Origin of the sequence: Pontibacter anaerobius (genome assembly GCF_026241195.1) — a bacterium.
Taxonomy (GTDB): domain Bacteria; phylum Bacteroidota; class Bacteroidia; order Cytophagales; family Hymenobacteraceae; genus Pontibacter; species Pontibacter anaerobius.
The window spans coordinates 1-17,225 of the sequence record NZ_JAPFQO010000009.1; the positions used below are offsets into that span (position 1 = coordinate 1).

Annotated in this window: 16 protein-coding genes and 1 riboswitch; of the genes, 10 read left to right on the top strand and 6 right to left on the bottom strand. The window is 52.1% G+C overall.

Annotation, left to right across the window (positions count from 1 at the left end; all coding sequences use genetic code 11):
* Nucleotides 1-167: 167 nt before the first annotated feature.
* A complete protein-coding gene (gene trxA / locus OO017_RS13605; protein ID WP_266053070.1) occupies nt 168-473 on the bottom strand; it encodes a thioredoxin in 306 nt (101 codons plus the stop codon).
* Between the two features lie 209 nt (nt 474-682).
* On the opposite strand from trxA, the gene OO017_RS13610 reads away from it, so the two are divergent.
* From OO017_RS13610 to OO017_RS13630, 5 genes are all read left to right on the top strand, one after another.
* Nucleotides 683-1,012, top strand: a complete 330-nt coding sequence (locus tag OO017_RS13610) for a hypothetical protein (protein WP_266053071.1) — start codon at nt 683-685, stop codon at nt 1,010-1,012.
* The gene (locus OO017_RS13615; RefSeq protein WP_266053073.1) at nt 1,012-1,668 is read left to right on the top strand and encodes a hypothetical protein; all 657 of its coding nucleotides are present in this window, start codon (nt 1,012-1,014) and stop codon (nt 1,666-1,668) included. The genes OO017_RS13610 and OO017_RS13615 overlap by 1 nt, the downstream gene beginning before the upstream one ends.
* A 1-nt stretch (nt 1,669) precedes the next feature.
* The gene (locus tag OO017_RS13620) at nt 1,670-2,494 is read left to right on the top strand and encodes a sensor histidine kinase (RefSeq protein ID WP_266053074.1); all 825 of its coding nucleotides are present in this window, start codon (nt 1,670-1,672) and stop codon (nt 2,492-2,494) included.
* A 14-nt stretch (nt 2,495-2,508) separates the two neighbouring features.
* Entirely contained in the window at nt 2,509-2,925 is a 417-nt protein-coding gene (locus OO017_RS13625; RefSeq protein ID WP_266053075.1) for a response regulator, read from the top strand.
* Nucleotides 2,926-3,073: 148 nt separating this feature from the next.
* The gene (locus OO017_RS13630) at nt 3,074-3,364 is read left to right on the top strand and encodes an HNH endonuclease (RefSeq protein ID WP_266053076.1); all 291 of its coding nucleotides are present in this window, start codon (nt 3,074-3,076) and stop codon (nt 3,362-3,364) included.
* A 49-nt stretch (nt 3,365-3,413) separates the two neighbouring features.
* Here the strand turns inward: OO017_RS13630 and OO017_RS13635 are convergent, their stop codons facing one another.
* Entirely contained in the window at nt 3,414-4,874 is a 1,461-nt protein-coding gene (locus OO017_RS13635; RefSeq protein ID WP_266053077.1) for a nicotinate phosphoribosyltransferase, read from the bottom strand.
* Between the two features lie 146 nt (nt 4,875-5,020).
* On the opposite strand from OO017_RS13635, the gene OO017_RS13640 reads away from it, so the two are divergent.
* Nucleotides 5,021-6,076, top strand: coding sequence for a DUF6687 family protein (locus OO017_RS13640; RefSeq protein ID WP_266053079.1), 1,056 nt, complete (start codon nt 5,021-5,023; stop codon nt 6,074-6,076).
* A gap of 853 nt (nt 6,077-6,929) precedes the next feature.
* Here OO017_RS13640 and xseB read toward each other — a convergent pair.
* On the bottom strand, nt 6,930-7,187 hold the full coding sequence (gene xseB / locus OO017_RS13645; protein WP_266053080.1) for an exodeoxyribonuclease VII small subunit: 258 nt from the start codon (nt 7,185-7,187) through the stop codon (nt 6,930-6,932).
* Entirely contained in the window at nt 7,180-8,736 is a 1,557-nt protein-coding gene (gene xseA / locus OO017_RS13650; protein WP_266053081.1) for an exodeoxyribonuclease VII large subunit, read from the bottom strand. The genes xseB and xseA overlap by 8 nt, the downstream gene beginning before the upstream one ends.
* A 1,012-nt stretch (nt 8,737-9,748) precedes the next feature.
* Nucleotides 9,749-9,858: riboswitch (SAM riboswitch) on the top strand.
* A gap of 298 nt (nt 9,859-10,156) precedes the next feature.
* Between xseA and OO017_RS13655 the strand changes: the two genes are divergently transcribed.
* The 4 genes from OO017_RS13655 (at nt 10,157) to OO017_RS13670 (ending at nt 14,682) form a co-directional block, all read left to right on the top strand.
* A complete protein-coding gene (locus OO017_RS13655) occupies nt 10,157-11,479 on the top strand; it encodes an O-acetylhomoserine aminocarboxypropyltransferase/cysteine synthase family protein (protein ID WP_266053082.1) in 1,323 nt (440 codons plus the stop codon).
* 7 nt (nt 11,480-11,486) lie between these two features.
* Nucleotides 11,487-12,551: a homoserine O-acetyltransferase family protein gene (locus OO017_RS13660; RefSeq protein WP_266053083.1), complete on the top strand. Its 1,065-nt coding sequence runs from the start codon at nt 11,487-11,489 to the stop codon at nt 12,549-12,551.
* Nucleotides 12,532-13,791: a homoserine dehydrogenase gene (locus tag OO017_RS13665; RefSeq protein ID WP_266053084.1), complete on the top strand. Its 1,260-nt coding sequence runs from the start codon at nt 12,532-12,534 to the stop codon at nt 13,789-13,791. Before OO017_RS13660 ends, OO017_RS13665 begins: the two co-directional genes overlap by 20 nt.
* A 174-nt stretch (nt 13,792-13,965) precedes the next feature.
* The gene (locus tag OO017_RS13670) at nt 13,966-14,682 is read left to right on the top strand and encodes a hypothetical protein (protein WP_266053085.1); all 717 of its coding nucleotides are present in this window, start codon (nt 13,966-13,968) and stop codon (nt 14,680-14,682) included.
* Between the two features lie 71 nt (nt 14,683-14,753).
* On the opposite strand, the gene lysA is transcribed toward OO017_RS13670, so the two are convergent.
* Nucleotides 14,754-15,923 (bottom strand): diaminopimelate decarboxylase, encoded by a 1,170-nt coding sequence (gene lysA, locus OO017_RS13675; protein ID WP_266053087.1) that lies wholly within the window; start codon nt 15,921-15,923, stop codon nt 14,754-14,756.
* Nucleotides 15,889-17,220: an aspartate kinase gene (locus OO017_RS13680; protein ID WP_266053089.1), complete on the bottom strand. Its 1,332-nt coding sequence runs from the start codon at nt 17,218-17,220 to the stop codon at nt 15,889-15,891. Before OO017_RS13680 ends, lysA begins: the two co-directional genes overlap by 35 nt.
* Nucleotides 17,221-17,225 lie beyond the last annotated feature (5 nt).

The window sequence follows — 17,225 nt, forward strand, 5'->3', positions numbered from 1 at the left end:
TCCCTTGTTTTTACAACGCAGTGCCGGGGGGAAAAAGGGAAAAACAACCCCGCCCAACACACCCTAGCAGACACCCTCGCAAGCCTGACAAGCCAAAGCGTCTGCTAGACCATTTCGTTATCGGGTGTTTAATCTTTAGCCAATAACCAACAACTAGCAACCTATAACTACACATACTGCTGTATTACCTGCGTAAGCTGCTGCGCCGGCATGGCCCCTGACTGCCGCCATACTTGCTGGCCTTTATGGAAAAGTATAAACGTAGGCACTCCCTGCACCCTGAACTGCGAGGCGGCAGCCTGGTTGCTGTCGATGTTCACTTTTACCACCTTTAGTTTGCCGTTAAACTGGCTGGCAACCTGCTGTACCACCGGGCTCATGGCTTTGCAGGGGCCACACCAATCGGCGTAAAAGTCCACGAGTACCGGCATGCCCGGGCTATTGATCAATTCCTGAAAAGATTTCTTTGCCATTGCTGTATTCAAAAAAAAATGAAAGATAATTTACTACACCTACGTGGTAGTGCAATTTACGGCTAAGTATACACATTGTCACGAAGTATGGTTTTCCGAAGGTAAATATGATGGAGTGGGGTATAGTCTGAAACTTTAACTTTAAATAACTTCTCAATTTAAATTAGGAAATGCATATATTTAGTCTTTCAACTATAAGCCAATATTTTATGCCAAAATTCGACGGATCAGAAGGCGTAGTTATAGAGCTAGCCACAGCCTCACAATGGACGAAAAATTACCGTGAACACGCCAAACCTGACCCTGCGAGGGGAATGGTGGTAAAAGGCCACTTCTTCGGCCGCCAGGTGCTGGAGCAGATCCTGAGCCAGGAAGGCTGTATGGGCATCCGGATGTACCACGCCGTTGATGAGAGAGGGCAGCGCCAGATGGTACTGGTAGGCGCCAACGCAGATGGGGAGGACATGGTAGAGGGAACAGTGGTAGATGGAGCCAAAGTTTGCCCTCCTGACTGCGTGCAGAGTGCGTTAAATGGCTAATGGAATTTTACATCAAGCACATTTACCCCTGGTTAATTAACCTGTCTTCCTTCAGCTTTAGTATACCGCTCCTGGTTGGAATTCTTCTGATTAACAAGCGGAGTAGTTTGATTTTCAGTTTGCTGTTGCTCTACACAAGCTTTATTGGCCTGATAGAGATTACGGGGCAGCTAACGGTGTACCTAGGCACCGGGAATAACCATTGGATTCAGCATTTATATACTCCTATTGAGTATGTGCTGCTATCTATGGTTTATTATTACAGCTTTAGAAGTAGGCCCATTAGGTTTGCGATCCTGCTAGGCATCGCTGGCATCAGTGTGTTTAGTGTTTCAAGTGTGGTGTGGGGGCAAGACATCACACAAATGAACTCCATGCCACGCATGGTGGCCGGGGCACTGCTCATTGCCTTGGCTGTGCTGTACTTTTACCGGACCGCCAATAAGCCCCGTTTCACTTACCTGGACCGCGACCCGATGTTTATACTAAGCAGCGGCATTATTTTTTACCAGGCTGGTACAGCCATGGCATTCAGTATGTTTAACGCAGCGCTGGCAGAGTCTTACGATGCAGCCAGAATCTGTCTGTCCATTATCGTGGTGCTTAATATTTTGTTTAGGATTATCCTGATGCTAGCCCTTAAACGGGCTCCGTAACATGAAAACGCTTGACCCGCTTATACTGATTACACCCGTTATGCTGATGCTGGCGGTAGGCATTATCGTGTTCGTGGTGCTCTACCAGCGGCGCATGTTGCAGCACCAGGAACAGCTTCGGCAACTGCAGTCGGTAAAGCAACAGCAACTGCTGGAGGCCACCCTGCACGCGCAGGAGGAGGAGCGCCGCCGCGTAGCCCGCGATCTGCACGACGAGGTGGGCGCCATGCTGGCCCTGATCCGCCTGAACCTGCACCAAATGGTGAGTAATACTGAGGTGAAGGATGAACAGCTGTTGGCCAACGCGCAAAATATGAAGCAGCAGCTAGACGAGGTGCTGAACAGCGTGCGCCGCATCTCCCATGACCTGATGCCGGTGATACTGGAGAAGCTGGGCCTGGCGCAGGCCCTGGATGCGCTACGGCGGACCTTCGCTACAACCGGACATATAGAGTTGATAATCAGTTATAACGATAAAAGTATACGCCTGAAACCGCAACACGAATTGTTGCTGTATCGTATGGTGCAGGAGTTGCTTAACAATACCATTAAGCACGCAAATGCTACGCAAATAAGTATAGATCTGCAGTTTACGCCAGCCGAAACCAAACTGACGTATAAGGATAACGGCGTGGGCTTTGATATGGTAACTGTGCAGCAGGAGCAGGCACTGAGCGGGGGGCTTGGTATCATGAGTCTGCAGAGCCGCGCGGCACTCCTGAACGGAAGCATTGCCATCACTTCTAGACCTGGGAGCGGTACAACCGCCATTATTACAATACCGGCAACATCACCCGAGCTTACACAACCAACCAATAATCTTTAAATCTGTTACTGCCTATGGAGTACCAGCCGCTTACTTTGGCAATCGCCGATGATCATAACCTGTTCCGGAAGGGGGTTCTGGAACTGTTAAAAGCCTTCGACGAAATCACATTAGTAGCAGACGCCAGCAATGGCGCCGAGCTACTCGAGAAAATTGAATCTAACCTACCCGATGTGGTGATGTTGGACCTGGAAATGCCCGAAATGGACGGCGTGGCCACATCCCGCTACCTGCTGTCCAAGTATCCGGATGTGCGCATCCTGGTAATGTCTACCTATGGCGACGAGGCGCTGGTAGAGAGTCTTCTGGAGGAAGGCGTAAAAGGGTATCTGCTTAAAAATTCAGAACCCGATGAGTTGCGGCAGGCGCTGCAGGCCTTGCGTGCCGGCAAAGGGTATTTCTCATCCGGCATCAAGATAGATTCTTTCTGAAAGGAGCCCTGTTCCCATACTTATGAAATGAAAGCCCGGTTCTGAAAGAGCCGGGTGTTTTTTTGCTGTTGTTCTGCTATACTTTGTGCATTTAGATGTTATAAACCATCTTAGTCAGGATGCTGTTTATAAACAAAGTATAACCCAGATGGCCAAGAAACAGACAGATCAGGTGTGTGAGCTTTGTGGCAGGGAGGTACTGAACCTGTCGCGGCACCACCTGGTGCCCCGCGAGGAAGGAGGCCGTTACGGGGCCACTGCTGAGTTGTGCCAGCCCTGCCACAGCACATTGCATCTCACCTTCAACAACCGCGAGCTGGCGCAGGTTTACAATACCATACCCGCCCTGCAGCAGGCGGAGCCGCTGCAGAAATACCTAAAGTGGGTACGCAGCAAGCGAATCGAGAAAATATCAAACAGGCGCGGTAAACGCAGATAAAGTATAAATCGCCCATCAATAATACCTTTTCTGCTGGCTGATTTCCTGTTTATTCCATCTCCCTCAATTTCAGGATCAGGTCGGTTTTGTACTGGTGCAAACCACTCTCAAGGCCTGCCGGGTAGCTGTGCGGGTTTAGGTAGCGGCGTATACTTTCGTGCAGTTGGCCAACCTCTTCCAAGGTATAGGCTTTTATACTTGGTAGGTCAGGCAAAGTATAAACAAGCTTACCTTGCTCAAAAATTGGCACCAGCAGGTCTTTGTACTGCGTGTTTTCTTCCACATTTTTGCGGCGGGTTGGGTCAAGCGGGTCCACGATCTGCGGATACTTTGGCAGCGGCTCCTGCACATTATAGATCATGTCGGCAAGGTAGCGCTCCTGGTTGTAGAATCGCCGCACCTGCAAGATGCCCGGATTCGAGGTTTTTGCCAGTTGCTCCGACAGTTTGATCTTATATTCCCATTCTCCATTCCTGATGGCGGCCAGTTTGTACACGCCACCCAGTGCAGGCTGGTCGTAAGCTGTTACCATTTTGGTGCCCACACCCCATACGTTTATCTTGGCGCCTTCCTGCTTTAAGTGTGTAATCAGGCGCTCATCCAAATCGTTGCTGGCCACAATGCTGGCATCCTGAAAACCAGCTTCGTCCAGCAGCTTGCGTGCTTCCTTGCTCAGGTAAGTCAGGTCACCGGAGTCGAGGCGGATGCCACCGAAAATGAAGCCTTTTGGTTGTAGCTTCTTCGTCACGGCGATGGCTTTCTGCACTCCTTCCAAGGTATCGTAAGTATCTACCAGGAAAACAGAGTCCTTCGGGAAGGCATCACCATAAGCCTCAAAAGCCTCCTCTTCGGTATCAAAGGCCTGTACCCAGCTGTGGGCGTGTGTGCCCTTCACCGGAATATTGTACAGCTGCCCCGCCAGTAGGTTAGAGGTGGCATCGGCCCCGCCAATATAGGCTGCCCGGGCCGCCGAAAGGGAACCATCTATGCCTTGTGCCCTACGCATACCAAACTCGATCACGGTATCACCTTTGGCAGCCTCTTTAATTCGGGCGGCTTTGGTGGCAATAAGTGTCTGGAAGTTGATGATGGTGAGCAATGGCGTTTCGATAAGCTGCGCTTGCAGCAAAGGTCCTTTTATGCGCACCATTGGCTCGCTCGGGAACACTACAGTGCCTTCGGGCACAGCATCCACATCGCAGGTAAACTCCATCTGGCCTAGGTATTCTATGAATTCCTGCTCAAAAAGCGGCTGTCCCTGGCTGCCCTTCAGGCTGCTGAGGTAGGTCAGGTCATCTTCCGTGAACTTCAGCGCCTGCAGGTACTCCACCACATGCTCCAAACCAGCCGCAACAGTATAGCCGCCGCCAAACGGGTGCTTTCTAAAGTATAAATGGAACACCGCCTCGCGCTCGGCCATGCCTTTTTTCCAGTAGCCGTAGGCCATAGTCAGTTGGTAGAGGTCGGTGAGGAGGGTGAGGGAGGTGCGGTAGGTTTTCTGAAGTGCCATGGGCGTATGCTTGTTGTTTCTGCCGGTAAGTTAGCAAGTATAGCTTAAAAGTGTTGTATGATTTGTGTTGATGATGGTAGTATGATTACACTCAGATTAGTATAAAAAAACTTGCAGGTTGGCCTGTGTATCTGCAATTTTAGGCCATGCAGAAACGACAGTTTATACCTTTCTCGGAGGTTAAGGATAAAAAAGCCATTGTGGTGGACAGCACCCACTCCAATGGCTTTATGCTCTCGCACTGGAAGGGTGCGCCTACACCTGAATCAGTGAAAGACGATTCCAGCGCCGCTATTGTGCTGAACGCCATGCGCCAGAACCTGCCCGAACTGGACCTGCCTTACGTAACCGCCAACCATTTTGACATTGATGGGTTTGTGGGCGTATGGGCTTTGCTGAACCCGGAAATGGCCCTGGAGCACGAGGAGCTGCTGCGGCAGATGGCCCTGATTGGAGATTTCCGGGAGCTGGACCTGAACCACCCGCTTGCCGGGGAGGCGCTGAAGCTGGTCTGCTGGCTGAATGCCAAGGAGCGGGAGCTGTTCTACAAACCTTTTGAGGCAGATGAGATGAAGGAGAAGGAAGCGGCGCAGTGTGTGCAGAAGTTTCGATATTTTCTGCGTGAGTTCGGTCGTGTGCTGCAGGACCCTGACTGGGAACGAGGAGCTTGGGAGGACGAGGTGGCTAGTGTGTTGCTCGGCTACCGCGACATGTATAAGCCCGAAACGAAAATCACGCGCCATCCCGAGATCGGACTGATCATTATCGAAACGCCGCACCCGCTGCACTATTACGCGCTTTTCAGCCGCACGCAGGGCTTTGATATGGTGCTGGCCTGCTACCAGGGCAACAAGTATGAGTTGGAGTATAAGTATACTACCTGGGTCGATATCGCCTCCCGGCCAACCCTGCCGCGCCTGAGTATGGCGCCGCTCGCCGCACGCCTGAACGAACTGGAATCCTCCGGGCGTCGCTGGACCTACGAGGCCATCACGGAAACTGGCCCGCTGCTCCGCCTGGACGGCGATAAACTTACCCGCTCCGAAACCTATGCCAACCCCACCGAGCGCGAGATTTACACTTCGTCCCTATCTGTAGAGCAGCTGAAAGAGGAGGTGGTCGCTTATTACCGACAGGCTTACCAAAACATCCAGCCAAAGTATAACTGGACGTGGAAAGAGGTGAAGGAACTTCACCGGTGATGTGTGTAACTTAAGCTTGATTTGAGTGATTTTACCTGATGTAGAGTCGCAATACCTTGTGGCTTTCTACTTTTAAAAAGGTACTTTGATCAACAGGTTTATCCCTCTGGCGCAAGTCTTCAGACGTGTGTCCTTTTATGGTTGTGAGTTTGTAACGCAACTTCAACCATACCTTACACTTTGGCTATACTTTTATACTTGCCTTTCCCGCTGTTCCGGACATCCTTGTCCGGAACCTTCCTGCCGCGGATTTCCTAATCCGCGTGAGCCATACTTTATACCTTTACCTTAATAACTGCTTCTTTCTGTAGCTTGAAACAAGCTATCCTTACTAGCCGCCGTTCATCCTCAGTCTTACATACCTACAGTTGCATCTCTGGCTTTGGCTCCCTCCAGCCCGGGAGGGCTCGTCTTCCCGCATCGCGCTGGGAGCTTTTCCTTTGCTCCTGCGTCGCAATGCCTCGCTGCCGCTCGTCACCGGAAAAACTCCAAAGGCGCTCAACGGAAAGACTGAGATCTGTTCGATAGCCTCCGCTATACTACTTGAACCGGACTCCCTCTCCTGTTTTGGGGGTAGGGGCCCTCGAGAAAAGGAGAGGGCTGGGGAGAGGTATAATTCCCCTCTCGGGAGGGGTTAGGGGTGGGTATACACTTCTGCTGATAAGAACAGCAAGTATAAAAGTAGGTTCCCTGCCGCAAGATTACATTTTGTGGCGTTTATGGGCAAGCTTTCAGCTGTCGTAAGCGGGTTTTATACTTGCTTAGAGCCGTATCAGTTGAAAACTGTGCAATAAAAAGCCACGAGCTGAAAGCTCGCGGCTTTTTACTGCACATAGCTACAGGCTGGGTGATGCTAAAACAAACTCCCCGCACTACCTTCCTGCGGCTTGGCAGGGGCTGGCGTGTCGCAGTTTTCCTCGTTAAACACTTGGTCGATGGCTTTTTCGGCTTTGCGGAGCTTCTCTTTGCACAGCTTTATCAGCTGCGAGGAGCGTTGTACTTTCTGGGTCAGCTCATCCACATCCACAGCGTCATTTTCGATGGCGCGTAAAATCTCCTCCAGCTCCTGCGTTGCCTCGCGGTACGTCATATCCTTTAAATCTTTATTCATCTGTATCAATATTTACGACCATGCTGTGGAGGGTGCCGTCCTGCATCCTGGTTTCCACCACATCGTCGGTTTTTACTTCTTTTATACTTTTAATGATCTTGCCGTTAACGAGCGTAAGCGTGTAGCCGCGTAGCAATAGCTTCTCGGGGTTGTTTGCTTCAATGCTCATCTCCAGCAGTTTCAGGCGGTGATTTTCGCCCTGCAGTTTGCCCTTAGACCTGTATTCCAGCCTGTCCCTATACTTTGCAAAGGTCAGTTGCTCGTTTTTTAGCTTGTCTTTTGCCTCGGTTTCCACGCAGTGTACCAAGTGGTTAAGCTCATGTTCCTTCATGTGCAGGTAGCGCTGGCTCCGTCCCTCCACGCATACCGACAGCTCCTGCAGGTATCGCTGCCGTTCGTGCAGCAGGTCCTTAGTACCGGAGTTGATGTCCTTATCCAGATCACTTATCCAATGCCGCTGGGTTTCCAGGTATGCCTTGGGTTTTAGTAGAAGTCCCCGCGACAGGCTTTCCAGTTTGTCTTTATTGCCCTGCAGCAGTTGGCGAGTAATGTTTTGAAAGCGCAGGCTGATGCGCTCCAGTTTATCATCGGTCAGCTTCAGCTGCTGCGCTGCGAACATCCGGATGCTGTCGAACAGATTCTCTGCTTGCTCCTCCGCCTCCCGGAACCTATCGATTAGGAAACCGGCAACCGCCGTGGGCGTCTTCAGGCGTGTGTGCGCCACCAGATCGGCTATACTTTCGTCGCGCTCGTGGCCGATGCCCGTGAGTACCGGCAGCGGGGAATTCCCGATGGCCGCAGCTATTTTATAGTCGTCGAAGCAGCTCAAATCCGTTTGGGAGCCACCGCCTCTAATCAGCACAATGGCGTCAAACTCCTCGCTGTTCCGTGCAACCTGTGCAAAAGCCTGCGCCACGGAAGCAGGGGCATCATTGCCCTGCACCGTTGCCGGGAAGAGGGTGGTCTGGAAAGTATAACCGTAGCTATTGCTTTCCAGCTGATGTATAAAGTCCTGGAAACCGGCAGCCGTTGCCGAAGAGATGACCGCCAGGCGTTGCGGTACCAATGGCAGCTCCAGTTCCTTGTTCGCCTCCAGCAGGCCTTCGGCTTCCAGCCGCTTCAGTGTTTCGAGGCGTTGGCGGGCCAGGTCGCCGATGGTATAATTTGGGTCAATGTTGGTGATGTCAAGGCTAAGGCCGTAGAGTTCATGAAAGCGAACCGTAGCCTGCAGCAGCACTTTTAAGCCGGCTTTCAGGGGCTGCCCGGTTTTCTCCTCAAAGTAGCGCCCCAGCATCTGGTAACGCGAACCCCAGATCGTGGCCCGGGCCTGCGCCAGCATCTGCCGTGCGTCGTCGCCTTTGTCCACCAAGGTAAGGTAGCAATGGCCTTTCCGGCGATCCACGTTTACCTGTGCCACCTCCGCCACCACCCAATAGCTGTCCGGAAACGCCACCTCCAGCTCCTCACGTATCTGCTGGTGCAGCTCATACAGCGAGAGCGGGGTCTGTTCCTCGTACACTACCGTCTGGCGAAAAAACATCTGGGACATGGGTTCAACTACGTTAATTCTCTCCTGCACTACCGGCAGAGCGCCGGTTCCTATGCTTCGAAGATAGGATTTTTTTGGCTAAGATAATTAGTAAGGATAGGTAGAAAATATTTTTTGCCTGAATCAGGATTTACAAGATTATGGAATAAACAGGATTTTCTGCAGCACCGGGTCCAACCGCCCTGCCCCCTTACTGGAAGTTAAAAGTTTAGAGCTAGGGAATGATGAACCCAGCCCTTGAGCTACGCTCGCTAGCTCAAAACTCTCGTTTTGGCTAGTCTAGAGGAGGGGAATTTTCTATAACCGATTATCATTCCCCAGCCCCCACCCGAATCAAGTCCGGGATCTGCGACTTCGAAGGGGTTTTTACCCACCTCGGCCCTCCCCTAAAAACAGGAGAGGGAGTTTTTGGCAGACGATTGTCATCCCCCAACCCCCTTCAAAGGGGGACCTGGTTCAAGCTCCGTGAGCAGTGGCTATCGAACTTATCCCAGTCTTTGGGTTGAGTGCCTTGTGAGATCCGGTGCCCGTGAGGGCATTGCGACGCAGGAGCAAAGGAAAAGGTCCCAGCGCGATGCCCAAAGACGAGCCCTCCCGGGCTGGAGGGAGCCAAAGCCAGAGGTGCAACGATAGCTATGTAAGACTAAGGATGAACGGCGGCTAGAAAGGATAGCTTGTGTCAAGCTGCGGGAAGCAGCGGCTATGGAAGTATAAAGTATGGCTACAGTTGCGTTACAAACTCAACACCATAAAAAGACATAAGTCTAAAGCCTTGCGCCAGAAAAGGGGGACAAAAGCCACAGTCACGCCATCTGACTAAACAAAATTTAGAATGGTAAAATACGCGGGATGCATGTATGGTTAAGACTGTCGGGTATTTAAGAAATTGAAAACACTCTTTGAAAACTCCCTATCAGGACAACTATTTCCAAAAAAATCGAAAAAACATTTGGCTTTTTTAAAAAACGCCCCGTATACTTGCAACATCAAGTCAATACGCCCTTAGCGCATTGATTTATAAAGAAGCGTGGAGAGACAGGCTCTGTGAAGCGCTAGCAACCTAACCAACGGAGTTAAGGTGCTAATTCCTGAGTTCGGCAGGGTGCCGGACGAATATAAATTGATACGGCCATGAACAAGGGAATCAACTCAACACAGCACGTAGTATCAGTACCATCGACAGCAGATCTGCCGTCGAATAACTTCTATTTAGCTCCTGCTAAAACTTTAGTCATGCGCACGACCATGTGCGTCATGCGTGGCTGTTGTTGCTAATCAAGGTATAAAATTCCTGTTTTCATATTTGGCTTAGTGGCAGATCCTGCATCTGCTGCTATGGCCAATGTATACCTGAGCAGCCTTTCCTTTCTGTAAAATATCATATTTAACTTCCTTTAATCATCATTATACCAGTATAACCATGTCTAAATCATTGCACTTCGATACACTTCAGCTGCACGCCGGCCAGGAAATAGATCCAACCACACAATCGCGTGCCGTACCTATCTACCAAACCACTTCCTACGCCTTCAAGAACGCTGAGCACGGAGCCAACCTGTTTGCACTGAAGGAGTTCGGGAACATCTATACCCGTATCATGAACCCGACAACCGATGTGTTTGAGAAGCGCATTGCCGCGTTGGAGGGAGGAGCTGCGGCTGTGGCCGTCGCATCGGGACAGGCAGCCCAGTTCATAACCCTCAACAATATTTTGGAGGCAGGGGATAATTTCGTGACAACCAGCTATTTGTATGGCGGCACTTACAATCAGTTTAAGGTATCGTTCAAGCGCCTGGGCATTGAGGCACGTTTTGCGGAGAATGACGAGGTAACGAGCTACGAAAAGCTGATCGATGAGAAGACCAAGGCTATTTACGTGGAGACAATCGGTAACCCGCGCTTTAACATTCCTGATTTTGAGGCTATTGCCGCGGTTGCCCGCAAGTATGATATTCCCCTGGTGGTGGATAATACCTTTGGCGCCGGCGGCTACCTGTTCCGCCCGCTGGAGCATGGAGCGAACGTGGTGGTGGAATCTGCCACGAAGTGGATTGGCGGCCATGGCACAAGTATAGGCGGTGTAATTGTGGATGGCGGCAACTTTAACTGGGGCAACGGCAAATTCCCGCAGTTCTCGGAGCCATCCGAAGGCTACCACGGCCTTAACTTCTGGGAGGTTTTCGGGGAGAACGGACCTTTCGGTAACATTGCCTTCGCCATTCGTGCCCGTGTGGAAGGTCTACGGGATTTTGGTCCGGCGCTGAGTCCGTTTAACTCGTTCCTGCTGCTGCAGGGCCTGGAGACGCTCTCGCTGCGTGTGGACAGGACGGTGCAAAATGCCCTGGCGCTGGCCAAGTGGCTGGAGCAGCACGAGCTGGTGGAAAGCGTGAATTACCCTGGCCTGGAGAGCAGTCCTTATCATACTTTGGCTAAAAAATACCTGAATCGAGGCTTTGGCGGGGTGCTGTCCTTTAAGCTGAAAGGCGACAAGCAGCAGGCGGAGAAGTTTGTGAATAGCCTTCAACTGGTGAGTCACCTGGCCAATGTGGGCGACGCTAAAACGCTGATCATCCACCCCGCTTCCACCACGCACCAACAGTTAAGCGACGCTGAGCAGCTAAGTGCCGGCGTAGACCCAACCTTGCTGCGCGTATCCGCGGGTATCGAGCATATAGAAGACATAAAAGCAGATTTTGAGCAGGCCTTTGCCAAAGTATTGGAGGCGGAGCCGGCTATAGCCTAAGTATAAAATGCCAGAACATCACGTTTTCCATTATCAGCAAGAGTTTCAACTGGAGTCCGGGGCAGTGCTGCCGGGCTTCCAACTGACTTATACTACCTACGGTACCTTAAACCAGCAGCGCAGCAATGTGGTGTGGGTGTGCCATGCCCTCACCGGCAGCTCCGACTTTACCGACTGGTGGTGCGACCTGTTTGGGGAGGGCAAACTTTACGATCCGCGCGAGTGGTTTGTAGTATCTGCCAACACCTTGGGCGGGTGCTACGGATCCACAGGGCCGCTTTCGGTGAATCCCAGAACGCTGCAGCCATACTTCCATACTTTCCCGCAGCTCACCAACCACGACATCGTAAGGGCCTTTGACCTGTTGCGCGAGGAACTGGGGCTGAAGCAGGTGCACACGCTGCTGGGTGGCTCTTTGGGTGGGCAGCAGGCGCTGGAGTGGGTGCTGCAGAAACCCGCGGTATTTGAGCGGCTGGTGCACGTGGCCAGCAACGCGCGCCACTCTCCGTGGGGCATCGCCTTTAACGAGAGCCAGCGCATGGCCATCCGGCAGGACCCGACCTGGGCCAGCAGCACCCCCGAGGCAGGCAGGGAGGGGCTGAAGACGGCGCGCTCCATCGCCATGCTGTCTTACCGCCACTACAATACCTACAACGAGGCGCAGCAGGAGCCGGGGCACAGCATCACCGACAACTTCCGGGCCTCCAGCTACCAGGTATACCAGGGCGAGAAGCTGGCGCAGCGATTCAATGCCTATACGTACTGGCTACTCTCCAAAGCCATGGACTCGCATAACGTGGGGCGTGGAAGGGGAGGCCTGGAGCGGGCGCTGGCGCACGTGAAAGCCCGTTGCCTGTTTGTGGGCGTAGATACCGATCTGCTTTTTCCGGTGGAGGAGCAGTATTTCCTGCACGCCCAGGTGTCGGGTTCAGCCTTTCACCTTATTCGCTCTAACTACGGGCACGATGGCTTTTTGGTGGAGGTGGACCAACTGGAGAACGCCATTCAGCAATTTTATAAAAGTGAAATACTAACTGAAGAAGAACTTAACTATGAAAAGCAAGAGCGGTAAACGAATCGGGATCTTTGGCTTCGGCTGCGTGGGCCAGGGGCTGCACGATGTACTGCAGGACAACCCGCACCTGGAGGTGGCCCGTATCTGCGTGCGCGACAGGGAAAAACTGCGCACGCTCCCCAGCCACAGCTTTACTTATAACCCGCAGGAGCTGTTGCAGGATGAAAGTATAGATTTGTTCGCCGAGCTGATCAGCGACCCGAAAGAGGCGCTGCAGATTGTGCGGCAGGCGCTGGAGGCAGGCAAAACCATCATATCAGCTAACAAGAAGATGATCTCAGAAAACCTGACGGAGCTGGTGGCGTTGCAGCAGGAGTTTGGCGGCACCCTGCTGTACGAGGCGGCCGTCTGCGGCAGCATCCCGATTCTGCGCACGCTGGAGGCATACTATGGGAATGAGCCCCTGCAGGAGGTAAGCGGTATTTTGAACGGTTCTTCTAATTACATCCTCACTAAGCTGGATGCAGAGGGGCTGTCCTATAACGAGGCGCTGGCACAGGCGCAGGCGCTTGGGTTTGCCGAGGCCGACCCGACGCTGGATGTGGGGGGCTACGATGCCCTGCACAAGATCAGCCTGATTGCGGCGCACGCTTTTGGGGCCGTTATAAAGCCGGAACAAGTGCTGCGGGCCGGCATTCAGCACATAGCAAGTCGCGATGTGACACTGGCACAGGCGCTGGGCGCGCGCATCCGTTTGGTGGCTTCGGCCAGGCTCAATAAAAGCAATAAACTGCAGCTGCAGGTACTGCCCACACTGGTCTTTCCAAGTTCGGAGCTTTACTATGTGGAGGCGGAGTTCAACGGGGTGCAGCTGCAGGCCCGCTACGCCGGCGACCAGTTTCTGAAGGGCCGTGGCGCTGGAAGCCACCCAACCGGATCTGCTGTGTGGGCCGATGTGTCGGCGGCGCTGGCCGGCTACAAGTATAACTATCCTAAATTCAAGTATAATGATGAGGAACAACTAAAGCCGGTGGTACTGGAGGAGGACGATGAGCTGAAAATTTACCTGCGCACCACCATGCCAGAGCTGTTGCCGGAGCTGCCCTGGCTTGAGCTAACCTCGTTTGGTGTGGATGCCAGAGCTGGGCAGCTGGTGGGCACCATCCGCCGGAAAGACCTGCTGTTGCACCTGCCAGCCCTAAAACAAACCATCGCATTTATAGCACAACTTCCGGTCCATGTTACCGCTGAGCAAGTGATAAATGCCTCTGGACTGGTGCTGGAAGAAGCCGCCTGATTTGAGGCTTGTTTTGTACTTTATTTTATGCTGGTGTCTGCAATAAGCAATTAAACAATAAATAGGTATATATAAATTATACTATGCTTATTTTTAATTTACTGAAAATGTAGCTATTGTCAAAGTCTCTTCGTACAAATAATCAATCTGTTATCGATTAAAATTTGTACCAAGATGAGGAAAATTTCTATACATTTATTCACCTTCCTGATGGTAGTGCTTGTACTGTCATCTTGTAGGCATGATGGGGCTACTCCCATCCGAAACATAAAGGCCGGCCCAACCTTACTAAGGGCACAGGCTGGCAACGGCTCCTGTGAGAATTATACTTATTTCTATAACAACGAGCAGAAAAACCTGGGCAACGTGTTCACAAAACAGGTACTGGTGGCTTTTGCGAGTGGCCTGAGTGCTGAGGAAGAGGAAGCAGCAGTGACCGCCTATGGATTTGTACAGGGCAAAAACGGCCAGATCAGCTCTAACTCGGCCTTGCTGCACAACATTGAACTGGTTGATGGACTGAACTGCAAGCAGGTAGAAAAGGCGATGGAGTTACTGGCTGAAGATCCTGCTATCACCTATGTGGCGCCCTACTTTATGAACGGCGATGGCCTGCTGGGGATTAGCAACGAAGCCATTGTGACGGTGCAGGAGGGGAGCCAGGAAGCACTGGCCGCCTACGCCGCAGAGTATAACGCAGAGGTGCTGATGCCGCTAAGCGGACAAACATACCTTGTGCAGGTTGATAAAAACTCATCCGGAAACGCCCTGGAGCTGGCAAACTACCTGAAGGGTAAGGAAGGAATTGCACATGCCGAACCGGATTTCATCGTATCAACGGAAGTGCCGGTGGCTAGTAGTAAGAAAGGCTCCGGCAATAACGCCCGCTAAACCGCATCGTATAAAAAAAGCCGCCCTTGCACTGCAAGGGCGGCTTTTTTTATACTTAAAGATTTTATTTTCTACACGTAAACGGCCTTTGCCCTATCGCGCAGGTTATAGGCGGAGGCCATTACCTCGCCGTAGGCACCGGCTGTACGAATGGCGATCAAATCGCCGCGGTTAGTCTCAGGCAGCATCACGGCCTTGCCAAAGCAATCGCTCGACTCACAGATCGGGCCTACTACATCGTAACGCACCTCCGGTTTCTGGCTCGTCAGGTTTTCGATCTTGTGGTACGACTGGTAAAGCGCCGGACGGATCAGTTCCGTCATGCCTGCATCTAGTATGGCGAAGTTAGTGGATATCCCGTTTTTGATGTAAAGCACTTTAGAGACAAGGGTGCCGCACTGCGCTACCAACGAGCGGCCCAATTCAAAGTGCACCTGCTGCCCGGGCCTCAACTCCAGAAATTGGTTAAACAGCCCGAAGTAGGCGGCAAAATCAGGAATCAGGTTTTCGTCAGGGTGGTAATAGTCCACACCCAGTCCACCGCCCACGTTCACGTGCTCCAGCTGAATGTTATGCGCCAGGAACCACTCCTGGAACTCATTCACGCGGGTGCAAAGGTTTTTGAACACCGTCAGGTCCGTTATCTGGGAGCCGATGTGGAAGTGGATGCCGATCAGCTGCACATGCTTCAGTTGCTGCAGCAGCTCAAGCACGCTTTCCAGTTCCCAGGCGTTAATCCCGAACTTGTTCTCCTCCAGGCCGGTAGTAATATACTTGTGCGTGTTGGCATTCACGTTCGGGTTGATGCGCAGCGCCACGCGGGCCGTCGTGTCTTTCTTCTCGGCCAGTTCGTTCAGCACCTCCAGCTCATGCTTCGACTCGCAGTTAAAGCAGAATATCTCCTGGTCCAGCGCAAAATTTATCTCGTCATCAGATTTGCCCACACCGGCAAAAACCACCTCCTTTGGCGAGAAGCCGTTCTCTATGGCAGCCTTCACCTCGTTGCCGCTTACGCAGTCGGCCCCGAAGCCATGCTTCCGCATCTCATCCAGCACAGGGGTGTTGGCATTGGCCTTCAGGGCGTAATGCACATGGAAGTTATACTTCTCGGCTTCCTGCTGCGCGCTTTGCAGCGTTTGGCGCAGCAGGTTCAGGTCGTATGCATAAAACGGAGTAGCGTGTTGCTGCAGCTGCTCCGGGTTCAGGTTAAGCATGGGCGCCGTTTCTATTAAAGATGCCATCGTTCAGTTTTGTTAAAGCCTCTACTTTATCAGCTTCATTAATCAGGAGGCTGATGTTGTTCTTGCTTCCGCCATAGGAGATCATGCGCAGCGGGATGTGCTGCAGCGACTCAAATATGGCCAGCCCGGAGCCGCTCCGCTCCGCTATAAAATCACCCACTACGCAAATGATCGTCTGATCTCTGTCTACCTCCACCTGGCCAAACTCCTTCAGCTCTGCCAGTATCTCGTTTATATGCTTGTCGTTATCGATCGTGAGCGACACGGCCACCTCGGATGTGGTTACCATGTCGATCGGTGTTTTATACCTTTCGAATACCTCAAACACGCTGCGCAGGAAACCGTAGGCCAAAAGCATTCGCCCGGACTTTATTTTAATCGCCGTGATACCATCTTTGGCTGCCACCGCTTTAATCTTGCCACCTTCTGTGTTGGTACTAATGGTGGTGCCTTTTGCCTCCGGCTCCATGGTGTTCAGCAGCTTTACCGGGATGTTCTTCTGCTTGGCCGGCTGCACGCTGCTCGGGTGCAGGATTTTGGCACCAAAGTATGCCAGCTCCGCCGCCTCATCAAACGACAGCTCCGCAATCGGGTAGGTGTTCTTCACGATGCGCGGGTCATTGTTGTGCATGCCGTCTATGTCGGTCCATATCTGGATTTCCTCTGCGTCTGCGGCAGCGCCTATCAGGGAGGCAGAATAGTCAGAGCCACCGCGCTTCAGGTTATCTATCTCCCCGAAAGCGTTGCGGCAAATATAACCCTGCGTGATGAACAGCTCAACGTTCGGGTGTTTCTCCAGCTCTTTTTTCAGTTGCGTGGCGATGTACTCGTTGTCCGGCTCCTCGTTCTCATCGATCTTCATGAAGTTAAGGGCTTGCAGCAACACAGCGTTCACACCTTGCTCCTCCAGGTAAAACTGGAAAAGTGCCGTGCTCAATAACTCGCCCTGCGCCAGTACAGCGCGCTCCTCGTGTATGGTAAAGAGGTCGAGTGTAAACGCAGTGAGGTAGTCGAAGTGCTGGTTCAGCAGCTCGTTTGCCTGTTTCTTTTTATCTTCGGAGGTGTAGAGTTCCTCTACCACCTGTTTATACTTATCGTGTAAGGCCTTTATCAGCGCCTTTGCTTCGTGGTTTTTATTCTGGTACAGGTTTTCTCCTATCTGCACCAATGCATTGGTAGTGCCTGACATTGCCGAAAGCACCACAATTTTAGGCTCACCATTCCGGATGAGCGAGGCTACCGCCTTCATTCTCTCAGCTGACCCCACCGAGGTACCGCCGAACTTGAGTATTTTCATTCAGA

Coding starts and splice junctions, on each gene's coding strand:
- trxA (WP_266053070.1), bottom strand. CDS start 473: ATGGCAAAGAAATCTTTTCAGGAATTGATCAATAGCCCGGGCATGCCG.
- OO017_RS13610 (WP_266053071.1), top strand. CDS start 683: ATGCCAAAATTCGACGGATCAGAAGGCGTAGTTATAGAGCTAGCCACA.
- OO017_RS13615 (WP_266053073.1), top strand. CDS start 1,012: ATGGAATTTTACATCAAGCACATTTACCCCTGGTTAATTAACCTGTCT.
- OO017_RS13620 (WP_266053074.1), top strand. CDS start 1,670: ATGAAAACGCTTGACCCGCTTATACTGATTACACCCGTTATGCTGATG.
- OO017_RS13625 (WP_266053075.1), top strand. CDS start 2,509: ATGGAGTACCAGCCGCTTACTTTGGCAATCGCCGATGATCATAACCTG.
- OO017_RS13630 (WP_266053076.1), top strand. CDS start 3,074: ATGGCCAAGAAACAGACAGATCAGGTGTGTGAGCTTTGTGGCAGGGAG.
- OO017_RS13635 (WP_266053077.1), bottom strand. CDS start 4,874: ATGGCACTTCAGAAAACCTACCGCACCTCCCTCACCCTCCTCACCGAC.
- OO017_RS13640 (WP_266053079.1), top strand. CDS start 5,021: ATGCAGAAACGACAGTTTATACCTTTCTCGGAGGTTAAGGATAAAAAA.
- xseB (WP_266053080.1), bottom strand. CDS start 7,187: ATGAATAAAGATTTAAAGGATATGACGTACCGCGAGGCAACGCAGGAG.
- xseA (WP_266053081.1), bottom strand. CDS start 8,736: ATGTCCCAGATGTTTTTTCGCCAGACGGTAGTGTACGAGGAACAGACC.
- OO017_RS13655 (WP_266053082.1), top strand. CDS start 10,157: ATGTCTAAATCATTGCACTTCGATACACTTCAGCTGCACGCCGGCCAG.
- OO017_RS13660 (WP_266053083.1), top strand. CDS start 11,487: ATGCCAGAACATCACGTTTTCCATTATCAGCAAGAGTTTCAACTGGAG.
- OO017_RS13665 (WP_266053084.1), top strand. CDS start 12,532: ATGAAAAGCAAGAGCGGTAAACGAATCGGGATCTTTGGCTTCGGCTGC.
- OO017_RS13670 (WP_266053085.1), top strand. CDS start 13,966: ATGAGGAAAATTTCTATACATTTATTCACCTTCCTGATGGTAGTGCTT.
- lysA (WP_266053087.1), bottom strand. CDS start 15,923: ATGGCATCTTTAATAGAAACGGCGCCCATGCTTAACCTGAACCCGGAG.
- OO017_RS13680 (WP_266053089.1), bottom strand. CDS start 17,220: ATGAAAATACTCAAGTTCGGCGGTACCTCGGTGGGGTCAGCTGAGAGA.